We start from the raw sequence: 24,824 nt of genomic DNA on the forward strand, positions 1-24,824 counted from the left end.
AAAAAACCATATATGAGGATATTAATCATGAAACGTTTGTTGTTAACACTCTGTTTTATTCTAACTGTTTTTTTCGGGCTAATTCCGACTAGCTATTCAATAGCACAGACAATACAGATCAAAGAACAGCCCATTATCGCCATGTTTGGTATTGGTGAAAAAACAATCACACCCGAAGACGAAGAAATACTTTATGAAAAACTAAAAAACAAATTTTTTCCAGCCGTTGAAAAAATTCTTACCCCCGAACAACGCAACCTCTTTAGACAAGCATTGGAAGAAAAAGGCAATATCCGCAAAGCTTTTAAGACAGTACCTTTGACACCTGAACAAAAAATGCAGTTAAGTCAGACAATTAAAGCGATGCCCAAAGAAGAATTTTTAGCCACTTTAACACCTGCTCAAAGAAAACACCTTTTTTTGAAAAAGAAAGAATTATTCAAGCCCACACTTGAAGAAATTAAAGACAAAATTTCTGAAGAAAAACAAGAGTTAGCCAAAATATTTTTAGGTACTGAAAAAGAAACTAAATAGTTTATATTAACCTAAAATATTCATAACATATTATTAACCCAAAAGCCATATTTACAAAAATATCCTATTTTGGGTTAATTGTTTAAAAACCAAATAAATCACAATTTTTGTGTTGTTTAACACGGTTTTTACCCTCAATTATCTACTAGGATAAAAAAGCTTAAGCTAAAATCCTATCTGCACCTATGAGCTTTTTAACAAGTACAACAGACGCAGTAATTGAAAAAGATCTAAAACAATTTTTAGTCATTCTAATGATTGCTTTAGGTGCAGCAAGTCTACCAAAGATTTTCGTATCCTTGCGTCAAGTTCCCTACACCCTATTGTTAGTGATTGTCGGTTTAGGGTTAGCACTGCTCGATGTCCGTTTGCTTCATTTGTCCCCAGGTCTAATTTTAATGGTCTTTCTACCACCTTTATTATTTGAAGCAGGGTGGAACATGAGATGGTCTGAACTCAAAAAAGAAGCCTTACCCTGTGGATTATATGCCATTGGCGGTGTTTTAATCACGATCGCTGGTGTTGGTTGGGCATTACATGAGTTAATGGACGTGCCTTGGATGTCAGCTTTATTAGTGGGTGGTTGTCTCGCTGCAACAGATTCGGCGGCAGTTTTAGCCTTATTCGGTGAATTAGGGGCTAAAAAACGGCTCAGAACGTTTTTAGAGGGGGAAAGCCTCTTTAACGATGGTGCTTCAGTAGTCGCTTATGGGGTATTAGTGGAATTAGCCCTTGATCCCAAACCCTTTAATCTTTCCGAAACAATGTTACGCTTTGTTTTGGTCAGTGGAATTGGTTTAGCCGTCGGTGGCGTGATTGGAATCTGTGTAACCTTTATCACACAACGCTACGAACTATCTTGGGTTGAGCAATCACTTTCAGTCGTCACCGCTTATGGTGCATATTTACTAGCCGAAGAACTTGGAGGTTCTGGCGTTATTGGTGTTGTGAGTGCTAGTCTAATTATCGGCAATCTCAGTCATCAGCCAATCCAAAATAAGACGCAAAAACGAGCCACAATGCTTGAATTTTGGGAATTTATCGTCTTTTTCGTCAACTCTATTTTATTCTTATTACTCGGTGATCAAATTCAAATTTATAAATTTTTTGAGAATTTAGACACAACTTTAGTGGCTTTTTTCGCCGTCATTGTCTCGCGTGGCATATCTATTTATGGCTTCAGTGCATTAACCAACTGGTTAGCCAAAACCGAAATTACTTGGCAAGAACAAACCGCCCTTTTGTGGACAGGTTTACGGGGATCAGTTTCGATCGCACTCGCTTTAAGTTTGCCCATTTTAATCATTAAACGTGATGAAATTATTGCTAATTCATTTGGTGTCGTTTGGTTAACTTTATTAGTGCAAGGTTTAACGACAAAATGGCTTTTAGACAAGCTGGATTTAGTTGAAGATCGATCGCTATACCAGCAATATTCAGAATTGATTGCTCGTCGAGATGCTTTACAGAAAATATTATCCTATATTTTGGGAAACCAAGAAAAACTTTTAATTAGTCCGCAATTGTATGAATCTCAGTTAAATTTCGTACAACAACAGTTAGAACAACTAGAAAAAGATATCGATTATCTTAGAGAGCAACATCCGCAACTACAAGCCTTTACCCTTCAACAATATCAAGAAAAATTACTATCGATTGAAGCAGAAACCTATACTAATTTCGTTAGATCTGGTTTACTCGAAAATTCTTTGCCGCCGCTTATGCAAAAAGCCTTTGATTCTTAAAAGCATTTTTTTATGTTCTCGTTTTACAGAATATAAGCGCGTATTTCCTGTTACGATGAAAAATAAAAATATCCTCTTTAAATAAATGCTTCTAGTAAGCGTGATTTTGATTTTTTTAGAAATATGAATTCTATGATCAAGTTTTTCAGTGCATCATTAGGCTCATGGTTACGGCGAACTTGGGCGGCAGTTCTTCTAACTGGGCGAGTGTTTTATTTTTTGTTTACCCGCAAACCTGATCCGCGTTTGACACTCGATCAATTAATGGAAACTGGGCCTGCTTCTCTAATCATTGCCCTGTTTACAGCTTTGGTGATTGGTATGATTTTTACCATTCAAGTAGCACGGGAGTTTCAGGCACTGGGCGCGGGGAGTCTTGTCGGTGGAATTTTAGCCCTATCCTTGGGTAGAGAACTGTGTCCTATCATGATGGCTATTGTTGTTGCGGGTCGTGTGGGTTCTGCATTTGCGGCGGAAATTGGAACGATGAAAGTCACTGAACAAATTGACGCTTTGTATATGCTCAAAACCGACCCAGTAGAATACTTAGTAATGCCTCGCTTGATCGCTTGTTGTATTATGGTACCCGCCCTCACTATCTTAGCTTTAATCGTCGGTTTAGCTGGCGGATTAGTGATTGCTCAATCCTTATATGGGATCGCGGGGTCAGTCTTCATCGATTCAATTAAAACTTTTCTCGCTGTTTGGGATCTGATCTGCGGGCCGATTAAAGGGGTAGTTTTTGGGGCATTAATTGCGATTATTGGCTGTAATTGGGGACTAACAACCGATGGAGGAGCTAAAGGCGTGGGTCAGTCTACGACAGCAGCCGTTGTTACTACACTACTCGCTATTTTCGTCGCTAACTTTCTCCTAACTTGGATCATGTTTCAAGGTTCTGGACAAGGCGCAAGCGTCATCGGATCTTAAATCACTTCCCAAATGGTAACATAACCGTTTTCATCTCCCGTCACTAACCAACGGTTATTATTACTGATGGCTATTCTGAGAATGATGTTTCCAGACAGTGTATTTAATCGTCTAAAATTTTTAAGATCCCAAATTTTGATCGTTCCGTCTTGAGAAGTACTAGCTAATATAGTACAATCAGGACTAAAAGCAATATCGGTTACAGCCAGAGAATGAGCTTGTAAGGTATTTTTGAGCAAGCCTGTTTCAACATCCCAAAATCGAATACTACCGTCATGACTGGCACTCGCTAAGGTTTTTCCGTCAGAACTAAAAATAATTCGAGAGACTGGAAAGATATTACCCGCAAAAGGTCGAATTAATTTACTGTTGCTGATTTGCCACATTTTAACTGCGCCATCATAGTCGGCACTAACAAGGGCTTTGCCATCGGGACTAAAAGCGATCGATTGAACTTGATTAGCATGAATGGCGATCGTTTTAATGTAACTTCCTGTTGCGAGATCCCAAAGTTTAACGGTACGATCCCAACTCCCTGTAGCAAGTAGTTTACCATCGGGAGAAATTGCCACCGAAGTTACAACAAAACGATGACGGATATAACTCCAGATAATTTCCGCTGTTTGACTATCCCACAAACTCACCCGTCCGTCTGCATCTCCTGTGACAAAAGTTTGACTATTTGGGCTAAATTTAATAGCCGTTACAGTTTCTTGTAAGTCGGGTTGCCTAATTGTTTTTCGTTCTTCTATACTCCATTTTTTCAAGATGCCATCGAAACTACCAGTTAGTACATTTTTATTATCAGGGCTAATTGCAATTGAGAAAATCGGATTTGCATCACCCCTGAGCAAATAAAGCCTTTTTAAGCCTTGCCAAGGGACAAAAGCAGGAGAAGGAGACGACACCGCAGTAACATTTTTAGAAGTGTTTGGCACCACAGAGGTACAACTGACTAGCCCAACTACGGCGATCGCAATATAAATTAATCGAGCAAAAAACGAGTTAATCATGGTTTAAAAGGAGTTGAGGGCTGAGTCTGCTGTTGAGATGGAGCAAAGGTCGCAATTTCGGCAGCAACTTTAGTTAAAGTTTGAGCATAAAGAGCATCTTGTTGTAATTGTTGGGTTGATGAAACCAAATTCGATAACCCTTGAATCAGACGGATTAATTCTTGTCGTAGTTGAGGATTTCCCGTTATTTCATCAACATCTGACGTAATTTTTTGTAGATTTTCAAAAGCGACTCTTGCTGAATCAAGGAGTTTTTGTAGAGTTACGACGGCTTCAGGATCGGATAAATAAGTCGAAAATTGCTTTAAATTTTTGCTTAAAATCGCTGCATTAGCGGAAACTTCATCCAAATTAGCGATTAATTGTGACTGTTCAACTTGACTTAACACAGGATCTAATCGATTAATCGTTGTTTGTAGACTATCGCTGGTTTTTTGAATACTATCGAGTGTCCCAACAATTCGAGTTTGGTTAGAAGTCAGGAAAAATCTAATTTGATCGGCTGTTTCACCCACAGAAACGAGGGTTTTTCGAGCTTCAACCAAAGTAGCATCTAAATTTCTCAGTCTGCCATTGCCCTGAAGATCTCTAATTAATACTTTAGCTTCTCGACTCAATGGCCCCACTCCTTCAAGTTCTCCAGTCAATGTATTGATATTCCCTGACACAGCATCAAGATTTCCTGACACTTGATCGATGCTTCTCAGAGATCTCATCCCTGTATTTAGCTCTTGAAGAGTTCCCGTACGCTGTATATCTTTAAGAACTGCCGTTGCTTCTCCACTCACTTGATTAAGTCTACCGAGTGTGGTAGATGTTCTTTGGGTGAGAGAACGAAAAGCCGCGACTACTTCAGGATCACTCAGCAGATTAGAAATTCTCAGTAAAGAACGGATTAAACTATTAACATCAAGAGCCGCTTGTCCTTGAAGTTTAGATCCATTACAGATAATAATTGTGGGATCACAATCAGCACCAAGGGGCGTTCCCGTAATGTTACCCGGTGGTAAAGCTTGCAAAGGTGTGATATCGATACGAGTTTCTCCTACTAAACCCGACTGTACCGCCTCAACAACTGAGTTACGAGGAATAATTTGACTAGCGGGGGAAATGCTTACCTCGACGGCGACTCCTTCAGGTTGTGGGGTAATTTCCGTGACTCGTCCGACTGTCACGCCCCGATAACCGACTGCTGTTCCGACAACCATGCTACCCACATTCGGAAAAAGAACCGTCGCCCGATAACTACGACCCCCTAAAGTAAAATCAGCCAGCCAAGCAATTAAACTAATTAAGGCAGCCCCAGACACTAAAAGCATTAAACCGACTGCACTCTGTCGCATTGTGGGCGAAACTTGCATCTTTGACACTCCTTTTAATTAACCACCTAAAATATTAATATGCTATTTAATCGGCCCTTCTATACTCCCAGTAAAAAACTGTTTAAGTAAAGGAATTTCCGAACGATAAGCATCATCGGTTGTACCTTCCCATTGGAACTTTCCTTGATAGAGAAAGACAATACGATCGGTTGTTAGCTTGATCGTGCTATGGACATGAGTAACCATGAGATAAGCACTACAAGCCTTCTGCACCGTCAGAAGTTCTCGGATCACGGTTTCAATGCGGGTCGAACCCACTGGATCTAACCCTGCTGTCGGTTCATCATAAAGTAAGATATTCAATTGATCGTCAGCTGTTTCGGGATCGCTAATAATTGCCCTTGCGAGACTGACACGCTTACGCATCCCCCCAGATATTTCTGCAGGATAGAGATCTTGAGTATTAGACATTCCCACTAAGGCTAATTTTTCAGCCGTCAATTCTTGTATTTTCTCGCGGGAAAGCTTGCTATGACGAATTAAGCTAAATCCGACATTTTCACCAACCGTTAGGGAGTCAAATAATGCGGACTGTTGAAATACTAAACCAATTCCTTGGGGAGCTTCTCCTTGTTCAATAGTTCTCTCTCGTTTTTGACCGCGTACATAAATTTCCCCAGTATCGGGAGCAATTAAACCAGCAAGAAGCTTTAAAATCGTCGATTTTCCCGTACCCGATGGGCCGATCACTCCTACCGCCTCTCCGGGAAAAACCTTTAAATCGACCTGATCTAAGATGACTTTTGAGCCAAAAGCTTTGCTCACTTTTCTCCATTCTATTAACGGCTCTTCCATCGTTGACCAACCTGATTAATGTTCGCCATGTATTGACCAGTATATAAATTGAGATAGTTTAGGTTTTCTTCTATCGAAAGTAATATCAGTTTTTTTTTAAATTTATCTAAATTGACATAAAATTTAAAGAATAAAAATTAAAATATTATGATTTTAAAGGCTGAATTTGATCGACTTGCTCAATAATACCTTTTATTCATCTACCGTACTTGAATGGTGCCGAACACATCAGGGTTATCGGTTGGTGTATTTTCGGCTTGGGTTGCCATATTACTAATAAAAACGGGTAAGCGACCGAATGACGATACTTTTGGAGCCTGATTAATATTTGCTTGTTGTTTCAAATCCTCCGTCACAATAAAAATAGCTCCCCCTTTACCCTGACCAGAATTTTCTCCAATTCCTCCACTCGCTGTATTATTTTCAAACGCCGTTTTATTTAAAATTAGATTGCCAGCGCGGACAAAAATCGCACCACCAAAACCACCACCACCGCCACCAAATCCTAATTGACCATCGCCACCGCCAAAACCGCCGTTACCCGGAATACCATTTATCTCTATATTTCCCGCCATACCACCAAAACCACCGCTACCGCCGCCACCACCAAAACCACCGTTACCACCGTTGCCACCTTTACCGCCTTTACCGCCATCTGCGATCGGTGCTTTAGCCATACCGCCTTCACCGCCTTTACCTGCATTTCCTAAACCGCCGAAACCTGCACCACCACTAAAGGCCGCCGATCCGATCCCCTGTTGTCCCCACACATCAAAACTAGCAAATACACCAGTACCACCATTTCCGCCATCGCCTCCATTACCCCCGTTACCGCCGTCTTTCCCCCCTTTACCACCATTTCCGCCATCGCCTCCGTTACCAAAACCGCCAAAACCACCGCCACCACCAAACGCGATACTACCGATCCCACCGATCCCGATCCCGTTCATTCCTGCGATCGCACCTCGATTCGCTTTAAACTTTTCATTACCGCCACTAATACGAATGCCTTCTTTATCGAGATCAATGCCATCTAAATTCGGTAAACTAATCCCATTAATCCCGACAATTCCGCCGCGATTCACATTAAATTTATTTTTATCGGCTAAAATCTGGGTTTGTACCTTAGTTGCTTGTCGTGGAATTCTTGCGGTTCCTTGCCCACCGCTCGCATGATTATTCACAAATCTAACACTACTAAGAGTAACCGTTCCACCATTAATAAACAAACCGCCACCCATTCCAGCCGCACCACCCGCGCCGTTATCTCCATCATTCCCCATCACCCGACCATCCGCGATCGTCAAATCTTTAATCGTTACTTCTCCGCTATTGACATATAACACTTGATGTGCATTGTCGCCACTTAGAAGATCATCACCGTTGCCGACAATGGTCATATTACTGTCAATCTTCGGTAAACTCTCTTTTAGTTTAATCGTGCCACTGACTTGAGATAAATCTATCAAATCATCTTCAGGGGATTGATTTGCTCTTATAATTGCCCAACGAAGCGAACCTGTACCGTCATCTGCTGTCGTGGTTACTGTCAGTTGTTTGAGAAGTCCTCGAAAACCCCCTGTTTGTTCGGGTGAAGCGGCGATTATTTTTTTGAGCGAGTTGTTACTATTAAACAAGTTATTCGCCAAAACAGAATCAGGCAAACTCAAAAAACAAAACAGGAAACAAGCGATGAGGAGAAGCGATCGAACTGATAAAAGCTTTAGATAACGATTCATGTTTAACAATACTGACCTGAAAGAGCAATGTCGCCGACGGACATCTCACAGTTGCCAACCCGTGTCCTCCTCTAACTGTACCAAAAAAGACGGATTATCGCTCCTATCAGTGGATATAAAAAGAACTAGACATCATCAACATTCCAAAAAATGAATAAAAAAATACTTCAGTAATGGGCATCCTGTGTTTACATTGATAAATAAAAACGATCAACATAACTTTTTGTTGCCGAGTCTATAATAATGAACTCATGGAACCTGTCTAAACTAAATGGGTGGATCAACCGAACATCTTTGAGTGCGCTAGAAGATGCTTATCAAGGCGCACTAGCCATCAAAAAAATTGAAGATACGCATTTTGGTGGCGATGCAATTATTCTTCAAAACGAAAAGGGTAAAACCGTATCTGACTATTTCCTTTCACAATTAGAACGTCAACTCCTGCGAATACGCTCTAGTTTACTCCGTTTTAAAGTCACTAGCTTTTTAGTCAATCGTTCCTCAAGCGTTGCACCAACTCAGATCGAACCTCAAGACACGTTTTCTAAAATTACCCTTAGTGAGCAAACCAATGAAGCACTCATTTTAGAAAAACTGGCGTTTATTGAGTCTGTTGTCGGAAAATACCGAAACTTTAATCAATCTTTTAATGAGTTCTTTTCTGAAATTTTTTCCGATAAAGTTCCCACGGTGACACCAGAGGTTTTAGGGCCTGAAAAACAAAATACAACTAACTTTCAGCCGCCACTCGCTGATCAAGATGCGGGAATCGTTCGCCCCGTTAATTCTTCTAAAAAGCTTAAATCGCTTCGAGAAAATAAACAAGGACCTGATCCAGTACGTTTGTTCGGTGGTGCAGAAAAAATAGCTAAACAGTTTAGCCCTCAATACGAACAAGAAGTCATTCAAGAACTGCGATCGCAAAGAATCCAAAATCGAATGGCGGTTCGCTGGATCATCTTGTTGTTAGTGGTTCCAATTCTTACGCAAATTTTAACCAAAAATCTAATTCTTGAACCACTTCTGGGGAATTATTTTGATGAAAATCCCACAAAAATCGAACTCAGTGTTGAAATTCAAGATGAATTTATCCATGAATTTGGTAGATTTAGAGAAACTTTAGAAATTAAAAGATTACTGGCTAAAGCGATCGTTGAAAAAGAAGAAAAAGAAGAAAAAGAACATAAATCTTTAAAAAACACTGCCAAAGAAGAAGCAGAACTAGCACAATTGCTTTTTGAAGATGTTCCTGAAGAACTTGTGCAAGATTTAGTCACTCAACAACCAGGTCAATTTAGAACTCTTTTAATTACAACTGGATGGACGGAAGTTGAACAAGAATTAGAAGAAAAAGCACTACAAGAAAAAGCACTTGATTTATGGCGAGAAGCTCGTCAAAAACAATTAGAAGGGATTAAAAATGTTTTAGCGGATTGTCTGGCACTTTTAGCCTTTGTTGTACTGGTTTACTTTGGTCGTAATCGTTTAGCTATTTTAAGAAGCTTCTCTAATCGAACTTTTCTGAGTTTAAATGACCCTTCTAAGGTTTTTCTTTTTATCCTCATTAGTGATATGTTTGTTGGGTTCCACTCGGCTGAAGGATGGGATGTGATTTTAGCGGGTTTGCTTCATCATTACGGACTTCCAGAAAGCCAAGCCTTGATCAAAGGTTTTATTGCCACTGTTCCTGTAATTATTGATTCTTGTATTAAATTCTGGATTTTTAATTACTTGACTCGTTACTCACCCTCTGCATCGGCAATTTATGAGCGCATGAATACTTAACTTTACACAAATGCTCTTAAAAAGCAAGTCTCTAAAGTCTAAATAATGCTGAACTGAAAATGTTTAGCATTAAGTATATTTAGACACTTTTTTCGGAAATCTAAATTGTATACAATTAAGATTGAATATGAAAATTTATTAATAAATAAAGCAAAGTAACGCCTTAATACATCAATCGGAGGACTAAGATCAATTATGGAAAAGCTAAAAGTAATTATTACAGGTGCAGGAATTGGGGGCTTAACAGCAGGAATCGCCCTACGTCGTGCAGGTTGTGAGGTTGAAATATACGATCGCGTTAAAGAACTACGTCCAGTTGGGGCGGGAATTTCCCTCTGGTCGAATGGTGCAAAAGTATTAACTTATCTGGGAATGGGGGAACAACTCGCAGCGATCGGCGGTACAATGAATCAAATGGCCTATCACCACAAAACAGGTCAACAACTCAATAAAATTAGCTTACTGCCTTTAATTGATTCAGTGGGTCAGCGACCTTATCCAGTAGCCCGCCGAGATTTACAGAATATGCTTTTAAAAGCTTACGGCGATGAAATTAAACTAGATCATAAGTGTGTGGGTGTAGAAGAAGATGAGACAGGTGTCACCGTATTTTTTGAAAATGGACATCAAACAAAAGGTGATGTATTAATTGCAGCAGATGGAATTCGTTCTACCGTGCGTAAATATGTTTTAGGTGTTGATGCAGATATCGAGCCAAAATATGCAGGTTATGTAAATTGGAATGGCTTAGTAAAAGCAAGTCCCGATTTAGTGGCTGAAAATACATGGGTGATTTATGTTGGTGATCATCAACGTGCTTCGATGATGCCCATTGGTGGAGATCGCTTGTATTTCTTCTTTGATGTTCCCTTAGCTAAAGGAACACCTTGTAACCCCGAACTCTTTAAAGCTGAACTGAAAGAACATTTTCAAGGTTGGGCAGAACCAGTACAAATGCTCATTGATCGTTTTAATCCCTCTGACGTTGCTCGAATTGAAATTCACGACGCAGGCCCCTTTAACCGCTATGTTCGAGGTCGTGTCGCGTTACTAGGTGATTCTGCTCATGCCACCTGTCCCGATATGGGTCAAGGAGGATGTTTAGCCCTAGAAGATGCTTTAGTTGTTGCTGATCACTTGGTCAATACTCATGCAGGTGTTGAACGCGCCCTAAGACGATATGAAGCCGAACGTATGATCCGTGCTAATGCGATCGTCCAAAAAGCTCGTAAACGGGCAGAACAAATTCACGGAAAAGATCCAGCCATCACTCAACAATGGTATCAACAATTAGCTACAGAAAAGCCTTCTGATGTCACAGATGCACTAAAAAAAGTAATTTTAGGTGGCCCACTACGCTAAAAATTTTACAGATAAACTGTAGGGGTTTAGTCTCCAAACCCTGACCAAGTCTACTATATTTTTTAAAATAGCTATATTAGTATATTTTAATACAAATTATTGGCATATTTATTATGTAAAATAAAATTTTTTCAAAAGTTATTTTATAATCAAAAAACAAAAAATATTGAATTAATATTTTTACTCACAACATCTGGAAGAAATAAAAAATGACACAATCAAATCCTAACTTACCTTTAGAAGAGGTTATAGAAGAAATTAATGAAGCCCCAAAAGTAGCGGCTGACTTAATTTATGGATTATATGATAGACCACCAGTAATAGAAGCTTTCTTTGTGGCACTTCAACACGTATTAGCATCTTTTGTTGGGATTATTACACCTCCTTTGCTAATCTGTAATGCTCTAAAACTCGATGCAGCAACGACAAGTTACATTATTAGTATGTCGCTGTTTGTATCAGGAGTTTCTACATTTATTCAGTGTAAAAAAATTGGGCCAATTGGTTCAGGTTTACTCAGCTTACAAGGAACAAGTTTTGCTTTTCTTGCCCCAGTTATTGGAGTAGGTTTAGGAGCAGTTCAAGCAGGTAGAACGCCCGAACAAGCATTAGCCTTAATTTTTGGGGTTTGTTTTTTTGGCTCGGCAATTGAAATGATTCTTAGTCGTTTTCTGCATCTAGCACAAAAAATCTTTACCCCAATTGTAACGGGTACAGTCGTCATGATCATTGGTTTAAGTCTGATTAAAACGGGGCTTTTTAGCATTGCAGGAGGAGCCGTCGCCAAAGCCAATAATACTTATGGAAGTTGGCAAAATTTAGGCTTAGGACTTCTCGTCATGGCAGTGATCATCATCATGAACATGAGTAAAAATCGTTTTATGAGAATGGGATCGATCGCCATTGGTTTAGCAGTTGGCTACATCGTCTCAATCTTTTTGGGCATTGTAGATTTTAGCGTTTTGAGCCAGCTTCCCTTGTTCACCGTACCCGTACCTTTCCGCTTCGGTATAGACTTTAATATCGCTGCTTTCGCGCCTTTTATCATCCTCTACGTCATTACTGCTATTGAAACCATTGGTGATTTAACAGCGACTTCTGCTGTCTCTAGAGAACCCGTTAAAGGTGCGACTTATATGCGTCGGATCAAAGGAGGTGTCTTAGGAGATGGCTTTAACTCAATGTTGGCAGCAATGTTTAATACTTTCCCCAATACAACCTTTAGCCAAAATAACGGTGTCATTCAAATGACTGGTGTGGGAAGTCGTTACGTGGGTTTTTATGTCGCGGGAATTTTTACGGTTTTAGGCCTAATTCCGATTGTTGGTGGTGTTTTCCAAGCCTTACCACAAGCGGTTTTAGGTGGTGCAACGATTATCATGTTTGGTATGATTGCTGTTGCGGGAATGAATATCGTTTCCTCCGTTGAGTTAGGTCGTCGTGAATTAATCATCCTCGCCACTTCTCTCGCGCTAGGATTAGGTGTGGTTTACAACGGTGATATTTTTACAGATAAACCCGCTTTATTCCAAAGTGTTTTTTCTTCTGGTATTTCTACTGGAGGTCTAACGGCAATTCTGCTTAATTTAGTGCTACCTCGACACCTCGATGATGATAAAAAGTAAATACTACTTTTAGCCAACGGAACATCCATTATAATGCCTAGTAAACTCACGACTCACATTTTAGATACGGCTCACGGTTGTCCTGCAGCAGGAGTTATGATCGAACTTTGGTCAGTTAATCTCGAAACAAACCAAAAATCTTTAGTTAAAACCGTTACAACGAATGCCGATGGAAGAACTGATGAGCCCTTATTAGCCAATGGTGAACTCAAAGCCGGAGTTTATGGATTAGTCTTTATGGTAGGGGATTATTTCAAGAAAACTAACGCAAAATTACCAGAGCCATTATTTTTAGATAGAATTCCTCTACAATTTGGTGTAGCTGATCCCAATGCTCATTATCATGTACCATTATTGGTTTCACCTTGGTCATATAGCACTTATCGGGGAAGTTAATCACAAATGAGCTATTCTTTATCTCAAATTAATCAAATGAGTCAGGAAGAGTTTGTTACTGTTTTAGGGTCAGTATTTGAACATACCCCAAGCATTGCCGAAAAAACTGGGTTAATGCGGCCTTTTTCGGATGTAAACGCACTGCATCAAGCAATGGTACAAGTCGTTCAAGAAATGAGTTCTGAAGAAAAATTAGCTTTAATTTGCGCCCATCCCGACTTAGGAACAAGAGCGAAAATGGCTGACGCATCACAGAAAGAGCAAGCCGGTGTAGGATTAGATCAATTGACTCCTGATGAATTTGATCACTTTTTGGCACTCAATCAAGTCTATCGTGATCGATTTGGTTTTCCTTTTATTATTGCCGTGAAAAATCAGACTAAAGAAAGTATTTTAGCGGCTTTTGAGGAACGATCAAATCACTCCACAGAAGCGGAAAAAGAGCAAGCTTTAAGCGAAATTTGTCAAATTGCTCGATTTCGTTTGGAAGATTTAGTTGTAAATTAAAGAATGATTTCTTTGATTGTTGGTTGTTATTTATCAATCAACTTTTTATTATTTAAAATTTGCTCAGATAGAATCCGTACTTTGTTTCACCCGGAAAGGAGATATCTTGTGATGCTAACTTTTCGCTCCTAGATCCCACATTAATGATATCTTAGGCATACGTGACCCGATCTACGAATGTCTGAAAATGCAAGGATTAGACTACATAAAGACGCTTTGTTACTATAATTCCTGGATGAATGAAAAAATCTACAGTATTTGTCAAAATATTCCTGATGCAATTCGCAAAGAAGACAAAGGAGCTTTTTTTAAATCCATTCACGGTACTCTCAATCATATTTTACTAGCCGATCGCATCTGGTTAGGGCGTTTTAAAAATCAACTCTTTAAAGTAATGTCTCTTGAGCAAGAATTATACTCAGATTTTGTAACACTTTGGCAAGAACGTCAAAGAACCGATCAAGATATCGAAGAATGGATTTATAGCTTAAGTGATACGAAACTAGCTCAACCCTTTACTTATCATAGTATTGTCAGAAAGCAGGATCACACTTATCTTTTAGGGCATTTGGTTCTACACTTTTTTAACCACCAAACCCATCATAGAGGACAAGTAACCACTCTCATTAAACAACTGGGCTACGAACCTGGTGTAACTGATTTATTGTGGCTTCCTGGTGCAGAAATTAAAGAATAGATTATATTATGTTGTAAAATTTTGATACAAAAGTATACAAAATTAAGAAGTTAAACATTATGTCTAACATCTGGACAATATACTTAGACACAAACTTAAAAAAATAAAAGTTTATCAAATCACCCGTAGTCCAAGAGTAAGGTAAGAGTAAATCCTGCCGAAATTATCAAAAATTTATGAGCCAGCAAAGGACTTCATTTATCAAACAAGTGCCAGTTAAAATACAACTTAGTTCGACAATATTTTGTTATGTAGTTGCTCTTAGACCTCGCCAGTGGACAAAAAACTTAATTGTTTTTGCCGCTCCCTTATTTGCTTTTAGCATCACCTGGCAATCATTTCTAGGTAGCTTGCTGGCTTTTATCTTATTTTGCTGTATTTCTAGTAGTTTTTATTTACTGAATGACATTGTTGATGTAGAATCCGATCGTCGTCATCCCGTTAAGTGTAAACGACCGATCGCTGCTGGATTAGTTAATATTCCAATCGCTATCGCAATGGCAGTAATTTTGTTAGTAAGTGGTTTAAGTTTTAGTTGGTTGTACTCGCCCTTTTTAGGAACACTTCTAATCATTTATGCAGTAGTGCAAATTGCTTACAACCTAAAATTAAAGCAAATTCCTATCTTAGATATAATTGCGATCGCCACAGGATTTGTTTTACGAGCTATTGCTGGAGGTGTAGCAACGGGAATTACTTTATCTATATGGTTTGTCCTGTGTACAGGAATGTTAGCTCTATTTTTAGCAGTAGAAAAGCGCAAAGCTGAACTGCGGTTATTAAAAGTTAGAGGTGGCAAAACTCGTAGCGTTTTGAAACACTACTCTCTATCCTTATTAACTCGCATGGAGAGTGTCGTAACAACTGGTGCTTTGATGACTTATGCGCTTTGGAGTTCTGGACCGCAAATTAAAGGTGCTTCAACTCCCTGGATGATGATTACCTTTCCATTTGTTTTGTATGGCATTTTTCGCTATCAATTGTTGAGTGATTCCCAAAACATACCCACCGAAAAAGAGCGCACTGAACGACCAGAAGAAATATTATTAACAGATGTGCCGATTTTATTAACTATTTTGAGTTGGTTAATTGTAATTTTGGGTATTTTATGGCTAAAACAGCAGGGATTAATTGAGTAAAATTTTAGATTTTGTTTGCATTTAAACCAAATTAATTTTTCTTATATGTCAAAATTATTAACAAATCAGAAAATTGCTTTCTTAGCATGGAATTTATATAAAGATGCACCTATTACTACTCGTCTATTAGCATCGGCACGAACTTATATTTGTCCAATGCAGCCACTTTTAGGCGAAGTTCCGAAACATTCTACTGTCCTCGACATTGGTTGTGGAAGTGGCTTATTTTTATTCCTTTTAATTGCCAATGAACAGGTTACTAAAGCTGTTGGGATTGACGCTAATGCCAAGATGTTAAATAGTACGAAACTGACCGCACATCAATTAGCTCAAAAACGTTTAGGAATTGACATTAATTTTATCGAGGCAGATAATCCTAATGACTGGCCTAATAATAATTTTTCAGTTGTGAGCATGATCGATGTCATACATCATATTCCTCCAGAAAAACAACAGGCTGTTTTTGAAGAAGCGACACAACGAGTTTGTCCTGGAGGTTACTTGCTTTACAAAGATATGTGTAAACAACCTTTTTGGCGAGCTACAGCCAATCGTCTACATGATTTAATCTTAGCTCGACAGTGGATTCATTACTGTCCAATAGACAAGATTAAACAGTGGGGTAGTGCTTGTGGTCTTACGTTAGAAAAAGAATCCTATTACTCTAAATGGGTTTACGGTCATGAAAAACTCGTTTTCAAAAAGCCTGAATAAAAAACTTTTTTAAAAATATTTAGAAAGCTACATTTATGAATATTTCTTCTGATCAATCAGAATTACCTACCCTTGCTGTATTTGATTTTGATGGTACTCTGACGCGACAAGATTCTTTGTTTCCTTTTCTACGAATGATTGTGGGTCAACGGCAATTTTGGTGGAAAATGTTGAGCTTTAGTCCAGTACTAATGGGATATGCTCTTAAATTAATTCCTAATTGGCAAGCAAAAGAAAAACTACTGACTTATTTTCTTGCTGGTTTGACCAAGGAAGAATTACAGCAATTAGGGCAACATTTTGCTAGTATTTACATTCCAAAACTTTTACGACCTGAAGCTGTTAAATGTTTTCAATGGCATCAAAAACAAGGACATAAGACTATTTTAATCAGTGCTTCTTTAGAAGTTTATCTTTTGCCTTGGGCTAAAGAAATGGGTTTTGATTTAATCCTTGGCACACAATTAGAAGTATATAATGATGTAATAACAGGACGTATTTTAGGAAAAAACTGTTACGGAACCGAAAAAATTAAGCGACTTCAAGAATTATTCGAGAATTTAAGCGATTACTGTGTATATGCCTATGGAGACCATCGAAGTGACAAAGAATTGCTGAAGATAGCCAATTATTCTTTTTATCGAACCTTTTTAGCGACAATTGATTGAGCAAACAACCTTATTATTAACACGACTCTTATTAATTTTTAAGCTCTAGTATATTTCAAAAAATACCATCAAGCTGATATGCAAAACATAATTAAAAAACCTATTTTTAAGTTTGAACAAAAATCGTCTTTTGTTAAAATCTATCTACTCCTACTGTTGTTTGCTTTCGCTTTATTGATTCGGATGACTGGTATTTTATGGGGTAATATACATTTCGATGAAAATATTGCCATGTCAGTAAAAGTATTAACAGGTCAATTAATTCCCGATCAACATTACTATCCACCTTTGCTAAATTATCTTAATGCAGGTGCTTTCGCTATTATGTACGGAATTGGTCGGCTAATAGGGGTATGGAAAGATTTAGCAGGTTTTCGCGCTCAATATTTTGAAAATATCGCGCCTTTTCTCTTTGCAGCACGTTTGGTGACTGCTTGTCTGGGTGCTGCTGCTGCACCAATTTCAGTATTAATAGCACAGCGTTTTCGACTCCCTTTGTTATGGAGTTTTTTGGTCGGTGTACTAATTGCCTTATTTCCTGTGCAAGTATTGTTATCACATATTAGTAAATCCGATGTAGGACTAAGCACAGCAGTGTTGTTAGTAGTTTGGTCTCTACTACGAAAGTTAGATCTTCCAAATTCAAAGTTTGCCGATGTATTACTTGGACTATCGATCGCATTAGCATTTAGTTTTAAGCATTCTGCATTATTTGTAGTTGCACCATTGTTCTTCGGAATGATCATCTTTATGAAAGTAAACAATCATGTTGGATGGAAACAAGTAATACAAAGTTCTGCCATTGTAGTTTTATCTAGCATAGTGTTGTGGATTCCATTAAATATAGGCATAGTTCTAGATTTTCAAAATTTTTTAGAATTTCAGAAAGTGCAAAATCAAATGTCTTACCGCTCTGATGGATTATTCCAAGGGTTGGGAAAATGGCTATCAATACAATTAGATATTTACGGTGGCGCAACAATTCCGGCTCTTTTATTATGGCTGCTTGTCCCTGTAATTCGTCGAGATAAGGAAACATTATTGATTTGGGGATCAACAGTACTTGGAATTGTGATCATTGCATCAATCACAGGCCTCCGTCAAACGCCTAGTCTGTGGCTAACCTATAGTATGCTGATTATAGTCTTGGCAGCGATCGCAGCAATAACACTGTTAACAAGGACAAATCAAGGTCGTCAATGGCGTTATGTAGGAGCAGTCGGATTAGCTGCAATGTTTATCTGGAGCAGTGTTGGCACGATTAACGTTCTTAAACAAGCACTGAGTGTTCCTGTTAATGAACAACTGAAGAAAGCTATTACGGAGCTTGTCAAACCGAACGAAACACGGATACTGGGAGCGTCTAATATTTCTAATGTTTTACCCATCGATCCTAAAGCACAGGAGGATGAATATCAAAGACACGAACGTCTGGCTAAGAAATATGGGGTAAAACTTCCTCCAAGAGCGACAGAAAAGATATTTAAAGACTTAAAATCAAATGATGGTTATTATATTCGTTCCTTTCCCTGGGCAATTGGTGGACTGGAAGTATATGATGAACAAAATACTAAAACTATTAAACCCTTTGCGTGGCCAATTCAGAAAGAGGAATGGCAACTTAAATATTGGACTGACCAAGGTTTCGAGATTTTTATTGTTGCTGATGAACAACTATATCTACAAACCAAAGTTGATGCTTATCGTCAGTTTCATCAACAAATTCATAATCAGTGTGAACTTCTCAAAATTTTAGAACCACAAAAGCCTATTTTTTGGGAATCGGAACTTAAAATTTATAAATGTAATAATAATAATAACTCCTGAAAAGGTAGAGCCAGAGTTATAAATTAGATTATTAGATTATGTTAAACATATCATCTCAAAAACCTTGGTCAAAAGCCGTTAATACCCCTGCAACAGAATTTTCTTTAACTTCTTTACCTATTCTTTCTGGTAGTATTCCTGAATTACTTAGAGGAACTCTCTATCGTAATGGACCTGGTAGACTAGAACGAGGAGGACAAAGAGTCGGTCACTGGTTTGATGGAGATGGTGCTATTTTAGGGGTTCATTTTACTAATGATGGCGCATCTGCGGTTTATCGCTACGTCCAAACTGAAGGATATCAAAAAGAAACCGAAGCTAATCAATATCTTTATCCTAATTATGGCATGACCGCGCCAGGTGCTTTTTGGAAGAGTTGGGGAAAAACTTATAAAAATAGTGCCAATACTGCAGTACTAGCCTTGAGCGATCGCCTACTTGCTTTATGGGAGGGTGGTTATCCTCATACCCTAAACTTACAAACTTTGGAAACAATAGGAACAGATGACTTATCGGGTTTAGAACAAAATGACGCTTTTTCCGCACATCCAAAAATTGATCCTGTAACTGGAGATATTTATAATTTTGGTGTGAGTGCTGGACAAAATACCTTACTTAAATTGTATCGTAGCGACAAAACGGGAAAAATTAGGCAAAAACAAGCCATACCGCTACAAGGTTTACCGCTAATACACGATTTTGTCATTGCTGGTAAATATATTGTCTTTTTTATCTCTCCAGTTAGAGTTAATTTGTTTCTTGCTTTAGCGGGTTTCAAAAGTTTTGGGGATGCTATGACATGGAAACCCAATCTTGGAACACAAATACTAATCTTTGATCGCCAAACCTTAAATTTAGTAACTCAAAATACCGTTGATTCTTGGTTTCAGTGGCACTATACTAATGGATATGTCGAGAACGATCGCTCTATTGTTATTGAATTTGTCCGCTATCAAGATTTTCAAACCAACCAATATTTAAAAGAAGTTGCGACAGGAAAAACACAAACTCTTAGCTTAGGAAAACTAACTCAAATTCGTCTTAACCCACAAACGGGTCAAATAATTAATACAAATACACTAATCGATCGCGGTTGTGAATTTCCCGTTATTCCCTCTCACCATGTGGGTAAACAGCATCAAGATACCTATTTATTGGTACATCCTGATGGTGTAGACATTCGTGAGGAGATATTAGGTATTCCCGCAAAATATAACCATGTCACCCAGACTTTAACCGTTGCTACAAGAGAAAAAAATTGTTACGCATCTGAACCCATTTTTGTATCCAACTCCGACAAACAAGGATGGGTTTTAACCATTGTTTATGACGGAAATAATCATCATAGCGAAGTCAGAATTTATGATAGCGAACATTTAGAAAATGAGCCGATTTGTCGTTTAGGACTACCGAGTGTCATTCCCCCTAGTTTTCATGGAACTTGGAAAAGCGCAACGTGAAAACAAATGCTATCCTAGATCAATATGGCAAATCAAGACGACAAAATCAAAATTATTAGTGATAACCGCCAAGCACGCTTTCTCTACGAAATTTTAGAGACATTTGAAGCAGGAGTGCAACTGGTGGGAACTGAAGTTAAGTCCATCCGTGCAGGAAAAGTCAATTTACGGGATGGATACGCTTTATTGCGAAATGGTGAAGCGTGGTTAATTAACGTTCACATTTCCCCCTATGATGCGAGTGGTGAATACTTTAATCATGATCCTCGTCGCAGTCGAAAACTGTTAATGAACCGCAAAGAGATTAATAAACTCATTGGTCAAGTGGAACAAAAAGGCTTAACTTTAGTTCCGCTTAAAATGTATTTTAAAGGAAGTTGGGTGAAAATCAGTATCGGACTAGGGAAAGGCAAAAAACTACACGACAAACGAGAAGACTTAAAGCGTCGTCAGGATCAACGAGAAATGCAACGCGCTGTCAAACGTTGGTAAAAAAGCTAAAAATGAGTGAGATTTGGCAAAAACCAGAAATAATAGATTGGACACAAAACTTACTAAATAGCTATGAAAAGCTACTAAAAAAGGCTTTGATTGCACGAAAAAGCGATTTAGAAGAACAAGCAAAAACACTTTTTTTTGCTCCTTTTGTCGTTGCTTCTCATGGAATAGAAAAAGATCCAATTTTTAATTATGGAAATCAAACTACCCTCGATCTTTGGGAAATTAGCTGGGAAAATTTATTAAAAACTCCATCCAGAAAAACAGTAAAAGATAATTTATCTGAAGCAGAACGGGCTAAGATGTTACTACAAGCTAAGGAAAAAGGATTTATTGATCATTATCAAGGCATCCGAATAACCAGTAAAGGTAAACTGTTTAAAATTAATAATGCGATCGTTTGGAATATTACTAACCATCAAGGAACTTATTTAGGGCAAGCAGCAACCTTTTCTGAATGGGAGTTTCTTTCCTAGACTAGCGGGGTAAAAAATCAGTTAAGATTTCATCAGGCTCATCTTCCCACTCATCATCTTCTTGAGTAATCACTGTTACGGGTACATACTTCGCCGATGTCGGCATTTTCTCACTACTAATATATTGACCGATCGCTTTTTGTAACAATTCTGTAACAGATATTCCTTTTTCTTTAGCCAAAGCTTGATATTGAATCATCCAAGCTTCAGGGATCAATAATTCAATATTTTCTGAACCACCGCCAACAATTGTAACAATTTCTAAGCGATCGCCATCCTGTAATTCTGTATTTTCCCAATACTGACGATGGAGAATTTCCCCGTTATATTCTACAGCGATTAAACGAGGATTAAGCCCCAACTGTTCCAACATTTTTGGTAAATCAGTTTGCTCTAAACAAGATACAGGTTTTCCATTAACTTGTAACGTAATTTCAGACATAGAAACGAAAGCATCGCATTAACTGAGTTAGGGTGAGCAAATTGGTCTTACTTGACAAAATATCTTTATTGTGTTAGGGAAGCGGGCGTAATTCCTCGATTGTTAAGAATTTCTTGAAGTTCGGCTTCTTGATCTTTAGTTAGTGAAGTCCGCAAAACTTTACCACCATAGGGGGCAACTTCTTCTAGCACTTTATCGGGAGTTACTTTTGTCACTAGGACAAAAAGTGCAGATGTACCGGGTTGGAGAGTTTCACCGAGATCTTTCATAAACTGATCATCAACGCCGATGTCGCTTAAAGCGCCTCCAATAGCGCCACTAGCTGCCCCAACTGCTGCGCCCAGTAAAGGCATAAAAAAGAGTGTACCAATCAACAAACCCCAAAAACCGCCACTTGTAGCCCCTGCTGCGGTGAGGTTAACTGCTTGTTTGAGCTTAACTTTGCCTTCCGCATCTTTGACAACGACAGCAGCGTCTTCTAGTGCGATCAGGTGTTCTTTTTGAAGTTTGGCCAAAGTTAAACGAACTTCTTCTGCCTTATATTGGTCTTCGTATGCGATCGCTATTAAATCACTCATTTGATTTTATTTCCTTGGTTTGTTAGTAGCAGGTTATTGTGTTAAGTTATACCAATTTGCTCACATTTATTTAGTGTATACTAAGTGCTGTTAATTTAGTAGCTATTTCTTTAATTTTAGAATGTTTTAATCTCTAGTATTTGCACCATTTTAGTAGTACTGTAGTCATCAAAATTGCTAAAATCTGGACGCTAAATTTAAGCTAAAATTTATTTTTTCAATAAAGAGAGAAATTGCTGTGTAATAACAGTGGGATCATCTGCTTGCATAATAGCTCGAACCACGGCGACCCGTTGCGCTCCGGCTGTGATAACATCATTAATATTACTTAAATCGATCCCCCCAATCGCAAACCAAGGAATCGGAGAATTATCGGCTGCATAACGAACGTATTCTAAACCTGCAGCAGCTTTACCGACTTTGGTAGGAGTTTCATAAACTGGCCCTACTCCAATATAATCTGCACCTTGAGCGATCGATAATTCCATTTCTTGCGGATTTGTTGTCGAACGTCCAATAATCTTACCAGAGCCTAAAATTTCTCTAGCGACAGCAATGGGTAGATCCTGTTGTCCTAAGTGTACACCATCGGCATTGACGGCGGCGGCTAAATCTACGCGATCGTTCATAATAAATAAAGCCCCATATTGATGACACAGTTGACAGAGTTTTTCTGCATTTCTGATTAATACCAGATCATCAGTACTTTTATCTCGATATTGAACCAGTTTTAACCCCGCTTGTAATGCTGCTTCTACCGTAGAAAATAGAGTTTCACTCTTAGAAGTTACTAAATAAAGTTGAATATCTTTTAGTTGTTGTTGTCCGAATTGAATCAGTAAACTGCTTTCTAGGATATAAACTTGGTAACGTATTTTTTTAAAAGCGGTTCCCATTTCTGGACTATATAACTTTCCGTATTCTTCTAATACTCGTGTTGCTTCTTGTACTCGACAGAGATTAGCTTGTAATAGATGTTCAATGCTATTGCGTTGTTCTTCTTTGGGGTGAGATAATGTTGTTCCGGTGTCTGTTGCGGTATCTCTAGCCATGCGTAATTCTGTACTATGCCAACTGGCAATTTCTTGACGCATCTCTTTACATTGTGCGGCTAATTGACGATTATCTAAACCAAAACGACACCATTCTTCAATAATACGAAGTCCTTCCCTAGCGCGGTCTAAATTCGCATCTAAAATTCTCTGAATCGCAGTTTGTGGATCTCTCATAATTAAAAAATAGGGTTTGGTTCAGTAAACAGTAAACAGTAAACAGTAAAATCAACCCAAAATACTGATTACTGATTACTGATAACTTTATAGGGTTACAATGTCTTTCAAACGTCGAAAACGATCAGAATAACTTTTCATTACTTGGAGTGCAAACATAGGTGTCTGTTGAACTGCAAACAGAAAATGTTCTCGATCCAGACAAGCTAGTTTACAATCGGTTTTAGCGATCACTGTGGTAGTTCTTAACTCATCCTGATGGACTAATGCACCCACACCAAAAATATCTCCTGGTAGAATGGTTTCGATGGCATGATCATTGATATGTACTTCTAACTCACCTTCAATGACTCCATACATAACGTGACCTTTTTGTCCAGTCTCAAAAATAACATCGCCAGCTTTAAAGCTTTGATCGGGTTGGTTCTGAAGAATTTCGATGGTTTTAATGGGCTGCAACATAGTTTCAAACCACAAACTTAAGATTATTCTAAATTATTTTTCTATCTTAGGTGGATTCAACTCTGATACCATCACTTCTGTATGGACGATTACATCAACTGTAGAGATTGCATTATTCAAAATATGATAATACTCCATTTTTTGATTAATTTCATGAAGTTGGTCGTGTAGTTCTTGCATTTTCGCTTGATCGTGAGTAACTTCTAACTCATCAGTCAGCTTACCACGTGCAATTTTATAGTATGACTGTAGATCTCGGAAATAGTTGTGTAATTCTGTAATGAGAGAAATCACAGATTGATCTTGATCGACGATCGAGAATTCTGGTTTTTTGTTTTCCATGCTGTATTGTTGTTCTCTTATGATACGTTTTCTTTGAAAGTATATAAATATTCCCACGTTATAGCTACTCTTGTATAGAGAGAAGATTTTAAGGGGTTATTCGTGACAAATATAATATTAATAGGATTTGGATTCTTTATCCCTAAACAATATCAAGAACGGTCTTTCTAAAAACTTCAACCCAAAAACGCTAGGATGGAAATAGAGATTACATTCTGATAGACGATGAAAGAACCCAAAATTACTGATATTCCCATTTGGACACTTGAAGCCCAAGCTAAACTTAAGAATATTCCTTTTTTTGTTCGATCGCAAGCTCGTCAACGTATCGAAGCTAAGGCGAGGGCTGCCGGAACTGATATTATTACTGGAGAACTTGTAGACCAAACACGTCTAGAATTCGGTCAATAGTCTTGATTCTTTATGCCAGAAATGCCAAAATAAAGAAAAGTAAAGTTTTTTAATTTTTTCTTGACAAA

At 38.3% G+C, this 24,824-nt stretch carries 25 protein-coding genes and 1 pseudogene; 17 read left to right on the top strand and 9 right to left on the bottom strand.

The annotated features are described in order from the left end of the window. Positions 1–27 precede the first annotated feature (27 nt). From C7H19_RS07900 to C7H19_RS07910, 3 genes are all read left to right on the top strand, one after another. On the top strand, positions 28–534 hold the full coding sequence (locus tag C7H19_RS07900; RefSeq protein ID WP_106456333.1) for a citrate synthase family protein: 507 nt from the start codon (positions 28–30) through the stop codon (positions 532–534). 185 nt (positions 535–719) lie between these two features. Then, positions 720–2,279 (top strand): cation:proton antiporter, encoded by a 1,560-nt coding sequence (locus tag C7H19_RS07905; protein WP_106456334.1) that lies wholly within the window; start codon positions 720–722, stop codon positions 2,277–2,279. A 132-nt stretch (positions 2,280–2,411) separates the two neighbouring features. Next, on the top strand, positions 2,412–3,209 hold the full coding sequence (locus C7H19_RS07910; protein WP_425428874.1) for an MlaE family lipid ABC transporter permease subunit: 798 nt from the start codon (positions 2,412–2,414) through the stop codon (positions 3,207–3,209). Here the strand turns inward: C7H19_RS07910 and C7H19_RS07915 are convergent. The 4 genes from C7H19_RS07915 to C7H19_RS25545 all read right to left on the bottom strand — a co-directional run bounded on the left by C7H19_RS07915 (position 3,206) and on the right by C7H19_RS25545 (position 8,138). Further along, on the bottom strand, positions 3,206–4,222 hold the full coding sequence (locus C7H19_RS07915) for a WD40 repeat domain-containing protein (protein ID WP_106456336.1): 1,017 nt from the start codon (positions 4,220–4,222) through the stop codon (positions 3,206–3,208). The two genes, C7H19_RS07910 and C7H19_RS07915, sit on opposite strands and share 4 nt — an antisense overlap. Continuing rightward, the gene (locus tag C7H19_RS07920) at positions 4,219–5,583 is read right to left on the bottom strand and encodes an MlaD family protein (RefSeq protein ID WP_106456337.1); all 1,365 of its coding nucleotides are present in this window, start codon (positions 5,581–5,583) and stop codon (positions 4,219–4,221) included. Before C7H19_RS07920 ends, C7H19_RS07915 begins: the two co-directional genes overlap by 4 nt. A gap of 42 nt (positions 5,584–5,625) precedes the next feature. Beyond that, positions 5,626–6,399, bottom strand: coding sequence for an ABC transporter ATP-binding protein (locus tag C7H19_RS07925; RefSeq protein ID WP_106456338.1), 774 nt, complete (start codon positions 6,397–6,399; stop codon positions 5,626–5,628). A 200-nt stretch (positions 6,400–6,599) separates the two neighbouring features. Continuing rightward, positions 6,600–8,138, bottom strand: coding sequence for a hypothetical protein (locus tag C7H19_RS25545; protein ID WP_106456339.1), 1,539 nt, complete (start codon positions 8,136–8,138; stop codon positions 6,600–6,602). Between the two features lie 243 nt (positions 8,139–8,381). Here C7H19_RS25545 and C7H19_RS07935 point away from each other — a divergent pair, with 243 nt between their 5' ends. The 13 genes from C7H19_RS07935 (at position 8,382) to C7H19_RS07995 (ending at position 21,292) form a co-directional block, all read left to right on the top strand. Next, complete coding sequence (locus tag C7H19_RS07935) at positions 8,382–9,923, top strand: hypothetical protein (protein ID WP_106456340.1); 1,542 nt, start codon at positions 8,382–8,384, stop codon at positions 9,921–9,923. 195 nt (positions 9,924–10,118) lie between these two features. Further along, the gene (hpxO, locus tag C7H19_RS07940) at positions 10,119–11,285 is read left to right on the top strand and encodes an FAD-dependent urate hydroxylase HpxO (RefSeq protein WP_106456341.1); all 1,167 of its coding nucleotides are present in this window, start codon (positions 10,119–10,121) and stop codon (positions 11,283–11,285) included. Between the two features lie 209 nt (positions 11,286–11,494). Next, complete coding sequence (locus C7H19_RS07945) at positions 11,495–12,910, top strand: uracil-xanthine permease family protein (RefSeq protein WP_106456342.1); 1,416 nt, start codon at positions 11,495–11,497, stop codon at positions 12,908–12,910. Positions 12,911–12,943: 33 nt separating this feature from the next. Further along, positions 12,944–13,306, top strand: a complete 363-nt coding sequence (uraH, locus tag C7H19_RS07950; protein ID WP_106456343.1) for a hydroxyisourate hydrolase — start codon at positions 12,944–12,946, stop codon at positions 13,304–13,306. Positions 13,307–13,312: 6 nt separating this feature from the next. Beyond that, positions 13,313–13,813 carry a 2-oxo-4-hydroxy-4-carboxy-5-ureidoimidazoline decarboxylase gene (gene uraD, locus C7H19_RS07955; protein WP_106456344.1) on the top strand — a complete coding sequence of 167 codons (501 nt, stop codon included), beginning with the start codon at positions 13,313–13,315 and terminating at the stop codon, positions 13,811–13,813. A gap of 187 nt (positions 13,814–14,000) precedes the next feature. Next, positions 14,001–14,510: a DinB family protein gene (locus C7H19_RS07960; protein ID WP_106456345.1), complete on the top strand. Its 510-nt coding sequence runs from the start codon at positions 14,001–14,003 to the stop codon at positions 14,508–14,510. 176 nt (positions 14,511–14,686) lie between these two features. After that, positions 14,687–15,649, top strand: coding sequence for a decaprenyl-phosphate phosphoribosyltransferase (locus tag C7H19_RS07965; RefSeq protein WP_106456346.1), 963 nt, complete (start codon positions 14,687–14,689; stop codon positions 15,647–15,649). 45 nt (positions 15,650–15,694) lie between these two features. Further along, positions 15,695–16,363, top strand: coding sequence for a class I SAM-dependent methyltransferase (locus C7H19_RS07970; RefSeq protein ID WP_106456347.1), 669 nt, complete (start codon positions 15,695–15,697; stop codon positions 16,361–16,363). 35 nt (positions 16,364–16,398) lie between these two features. After that, positions 16,399–17,031, top strand: coding sequence for an HAD family hydrolase (locus C7H19_RS07975; RefSeq protein ID WP_106456348.1), 633 nt, complete (start codon positions 16,399–16,401; stop codon positions 17,029–17,031). A gap of 78 nt (positions 17,032–17,109) precedes the next feature. Continuing rightward, complete coding sequence (locus tag C7H19_RS07980; protein WP_106456349.1) at positions 17,110–18,858, top strand: ArnT family glycosyltransferase; 1,749 nt, start codon at positions 17,110–17,112, stop codon at positions 18,856–18,858. Positions 18,859–18,896: 38 nt separating this feature from the next. Continuing rightward, positions 18,897–20,318 (top strand): carotenoid oxygenase family protein, encoded by a 1,422-nt coding sequence (locus C7H19_RS07985; RefSeq protein WP_106456350.1) that lies wholly within the window; start codon positions 18,897–18,899, stop codon positions 20,316–20,318. A gap of 24 nt (positions 20,319–20,342) precedes the next feature. Continuing rightward, complete coding sequence (smpB, locus tag C7H19_RS07990) at positions 20,343–20,810, top strand: SsrA-binding protein SmpB (protein ID WP_106456351.1); 468 nt, start codon at positions 20,343–20,345, stop codon at positions 20,808–20,810. A gap of 11 nt (positions 20,811–20,821) precedes the next feature. Further along, a complete protein-coding gene (locus C7H19_RS07995; protein WP_106456352.1) occupies positions 20,822–21,292 on the top strand; it encodes an MEKHLA domain-containing protein in 471 nt (156 codons plus the stop codon). A gap of 235 nt (positions 21,293–21,527) precedes the next feature. On the opposite strand, the pseudogene thiS reads toward C7H19_RS07995, so the two are convergent. The 5 genes and pseudogenes from thiS to C7H19_RS08020 form a co-directional block, all read right to left on the bottom strand. Next, a pseudogene (gene thiS, locus C7H19_RS08000) lies at positions 21,528–21,734 on the bottom strand (sulfur carrier protein ThiS); the annotation flags it as partial. 65 nt (positions 21,735–21,799) lie between these two features. Next, positions 21,800–22,312, bottom strand: coding sequence for a DUF1269 domain-containing protein (locus C7H19_RS08005; protein ID WP_106456353.1), 513 nt, complete (start codon positions 22,310–22,312; stop codon positions 21,800–21,802). Positions 22,313–22,521: 209 nt separating this feature from the next. Next, positions 22,522–23,541 (bottom strand): thiamine phosphate synthase, encoded by a 1,020-nt coding sequence (locus tag C7H19_RS08010; protein WP_106456354.1) that lies wholly within the window; start codon positions 23,539–23,541, stop codon positions 22,522–22,524. Between the two features lie 87 nt (positions 23,542–23,628). Further along, positions 23,629–24,003, bottom strand: a complete 375-nt coding sequence (locus C7H19_RS08015; protein WP_106456355.1) for a cyclic nucleotide-binding domain-containing protein — start codon at positions 24,001–24,003, stop codon at positions 23,629–23,631. Between the two features lie 33 nt (positions 24,004–24,036). Beyond that, positions 24,037–24,345 (bottom strand): hypothetical protein, encoded by a 309-nt coding sequence (locus C7H19_RS08020; protein ID WP_106456356.1) that lies wholly within the window; start codon positions 24,343–24,345, stop codon positions 24,037–24,039. Between the two features lie 225 nt (positions 24,346–24,570). Here C7H19_RS08020 and C7H19_RS08025 point away from each other — a divergent pair, with 225 nt between their 5' ends. After that, positions 24,571–24,756 carry a PCP reductase family protein gene (locus C7H19_RS08025; RefSeq protein ID WP_106456357.1) on the top strand — a complete coding sequence of 62 codons (186 nt, stop codon included), beginning with the start codon at positions 24,571–24,573 and terminating at the stop codon, positions 24,754–24,756. Positions 24,757–24,824 lie beyond the last annotated feature (68 nt).

The organism is Aphanothece hegewaldii CCALA 016 (genome assembly GCF_003007785.1).
GTDB lineage: Bacteria > Cyanobacteriota > Cyanobacteriia > Cyanobacteriales > Microcystaceae > Chroococcus > Chroococcus hegewaldii.

What these genes read in the sequence shown, in the direction of transcription:
- C7H19_RS07980 (WP_106456349.1), top strand. Translation starts at nt 17,110, where the DNA reads ATGCAAAACATAATTAAAAAACCTATTTTTAAGTTTGAACAAAAATCG.
- C7H19_RS07995 (WP_106456352.1), top strand. Translation starts at nt 20,822, where the DNA reads ATGAGTGAGATTTGGCAAAAACCAGAAATAATAGATTGGACACAAAAC.
- C7H19_RS07920 (WP_106456337.1), bottom strand. Translation starts at nt 5,583, where the DNA reads ATGCAAGTTTCGCCCACAATGCGACAGAGTGCAGTCGGTTTAATGCTT.
- C7H19_RS08005 (WP_106456353.1), bottom strand. Translation starts at nt 22,312, where the DNA reads ATGAGTGATTTAATAGCGATCGCATACGAAGACCAATATAAGGCAGAA.
- hpxO (WP_106456341.1), top strand. Translation starts at nt 10,119, where the DNA reads ATGGAAAAGCTAAAAGTAATTATTACAGGTGCAGGAATTGGGGGCTTA.
- C7H19_RS07915 (WP_106456336.1), bottom strand. Translation starts at nt 4,222, where the DNA reads ATGATTAACTCGTTTTTTGCTCGATTAATTTATATTGCGATCGCCGTA.
- C7H19_RS07965 (WP_106456346.1), top strand. Translation starts at nt 14,687, where the DNA reads ATGAGCCAGCAAAGGACTTCATTTATCAAACAAGTGCCAGTTAAAATA.
- C7H19_RS07945 (WP_106456342.1), top strand. Translation starts at nt 11,495, where the DNA reads ATGACACAATCAAATCCTAACTTACCTTTAGAAGAGGTTATAGAAGAA.
- C7H19_RS07960 (WP_106456345.1), top strand. Translation starts at nt 14,001, where the DNA reads ATGCAAGGATTAGACTACATAAAGACGCTTTGTTACTATAATTCCTGG.
- uraH (WP_106456343.1), top strand. Translation starts at nt 12,944, where the DNA reads ATGCCTAGTAAACTCACGACTCACATTTTAGATACGGCTCACGGTTGT.
- C7H19_RS07985 (WP_106456350.1), top strand. Translation starts at nt 18,897, where the DNA reads ATGTTAAACATATCATCTCAAAAACCTTGGTCAAAAGCCGTTAATACC.
- C7H19_RS08020 (WP_106456356.1), bottom strand. Translation starts at nt 24,345, where the DNA reads ATGGAAAACAAAAAACCAGAATTCTCGATCGTCGATCAAGATCAATCT.
- C7H19_RS25545 (WP_106456339.1), bottom strand. Translation starts at nt 8,138, where the DNA reads ATGAATCGTTATCTAAAGCTTTTATCAGTTCGATCGCTTCTCCTCATC.
- smpB (WP_106456351.1), top strand. Translation starts at nt 20,343, where the DNA reads ATGGCAAATCAAGACGACAAAATCAAAATTATTAGTGATAACCGCCAA.
- C7H19_RS07970 (WP_106456347.1), top strand. Translation starts at nt 15,695, where the DNA reads ATGTCAAAATTATTAACAAATCAGAAAATTGCTTTCTTAGCATGGAAT.
- uraD (WP_106456344.1), top strand. Translation starts at nt 13,313, where the DNA reads ATGAGCTATTCTTTATCTCAAATTAATCAAATGAGTCAGGAAGAGTTT.
- C7H19_RS07925 (WP_106456338.1), bottom strand. Translation starts at nt 6,399, where the DNA reads ATGGAAGAGCCGTTAATAGAATGGAGAAAAGTGAGCAAAGCTTTTGGC.
- C7H19_RS08010 (WP_106456354.1), bottom strand. Translation starts at nt 23,541, where the DNA reads ATGAGAGATCCACAAACTGCGATTCAGAGAATTTTAGATGCGAATTTA.
- C7H19_RS08015 (WP_106456355.1), bottom strand. Translation starts at nt 24,003, where the DNA reads ATGTTGCAGCCCATTAAAACCATCGAAATTCTTCAGAACCAACCCGAT.
- C7H19_RS07900 (WP_106456333.1), top strand. Translation starts at nt 28, where the DNA reads ATGAAACGTTTGTTGTTAACACTCTGTTTTATTCTAACTGTTTTTTTC.
- C7H19_RS08025 (WP_106456357.1), top strand. Translation starts at nt 24,571, where the DNA reads ATGAAAGAACCCAAAATTACTGATATTCCCATTTGGACACTTGAAGCC.
- C7H19_RS07935 (WP_106456340.1), top strand. Translation starts at nt 8,382, where the DNA reads ATGAACTCATGGAACCTGTCTAAACTAAATGGGTGGATCAACCGAACA.
- C7H19_RS07905 (WP_106456334.1), top strand. Translation starts at nt 720, where the DNA reads ATGAGCTTTTTAACAAGTACAACAGACGCAGTAATTGAAAAAGATCTA.
- C7H19_RS07910 (WP_425428874.1), top strand. Translation starts at nt 2,412, where the DNA reads ATGATCAAGTTTTTCAGTGCATCATTAGGCTCATGGTTACGGCGAACT.
- C7H19_RS07975 (WP_106456348.1), top strand. Translation starts at nt 16,399, where the DNA reads ATGAATATTTCTTCTGATCAATCAGAATTACCTACCCTTGCTGTATTT.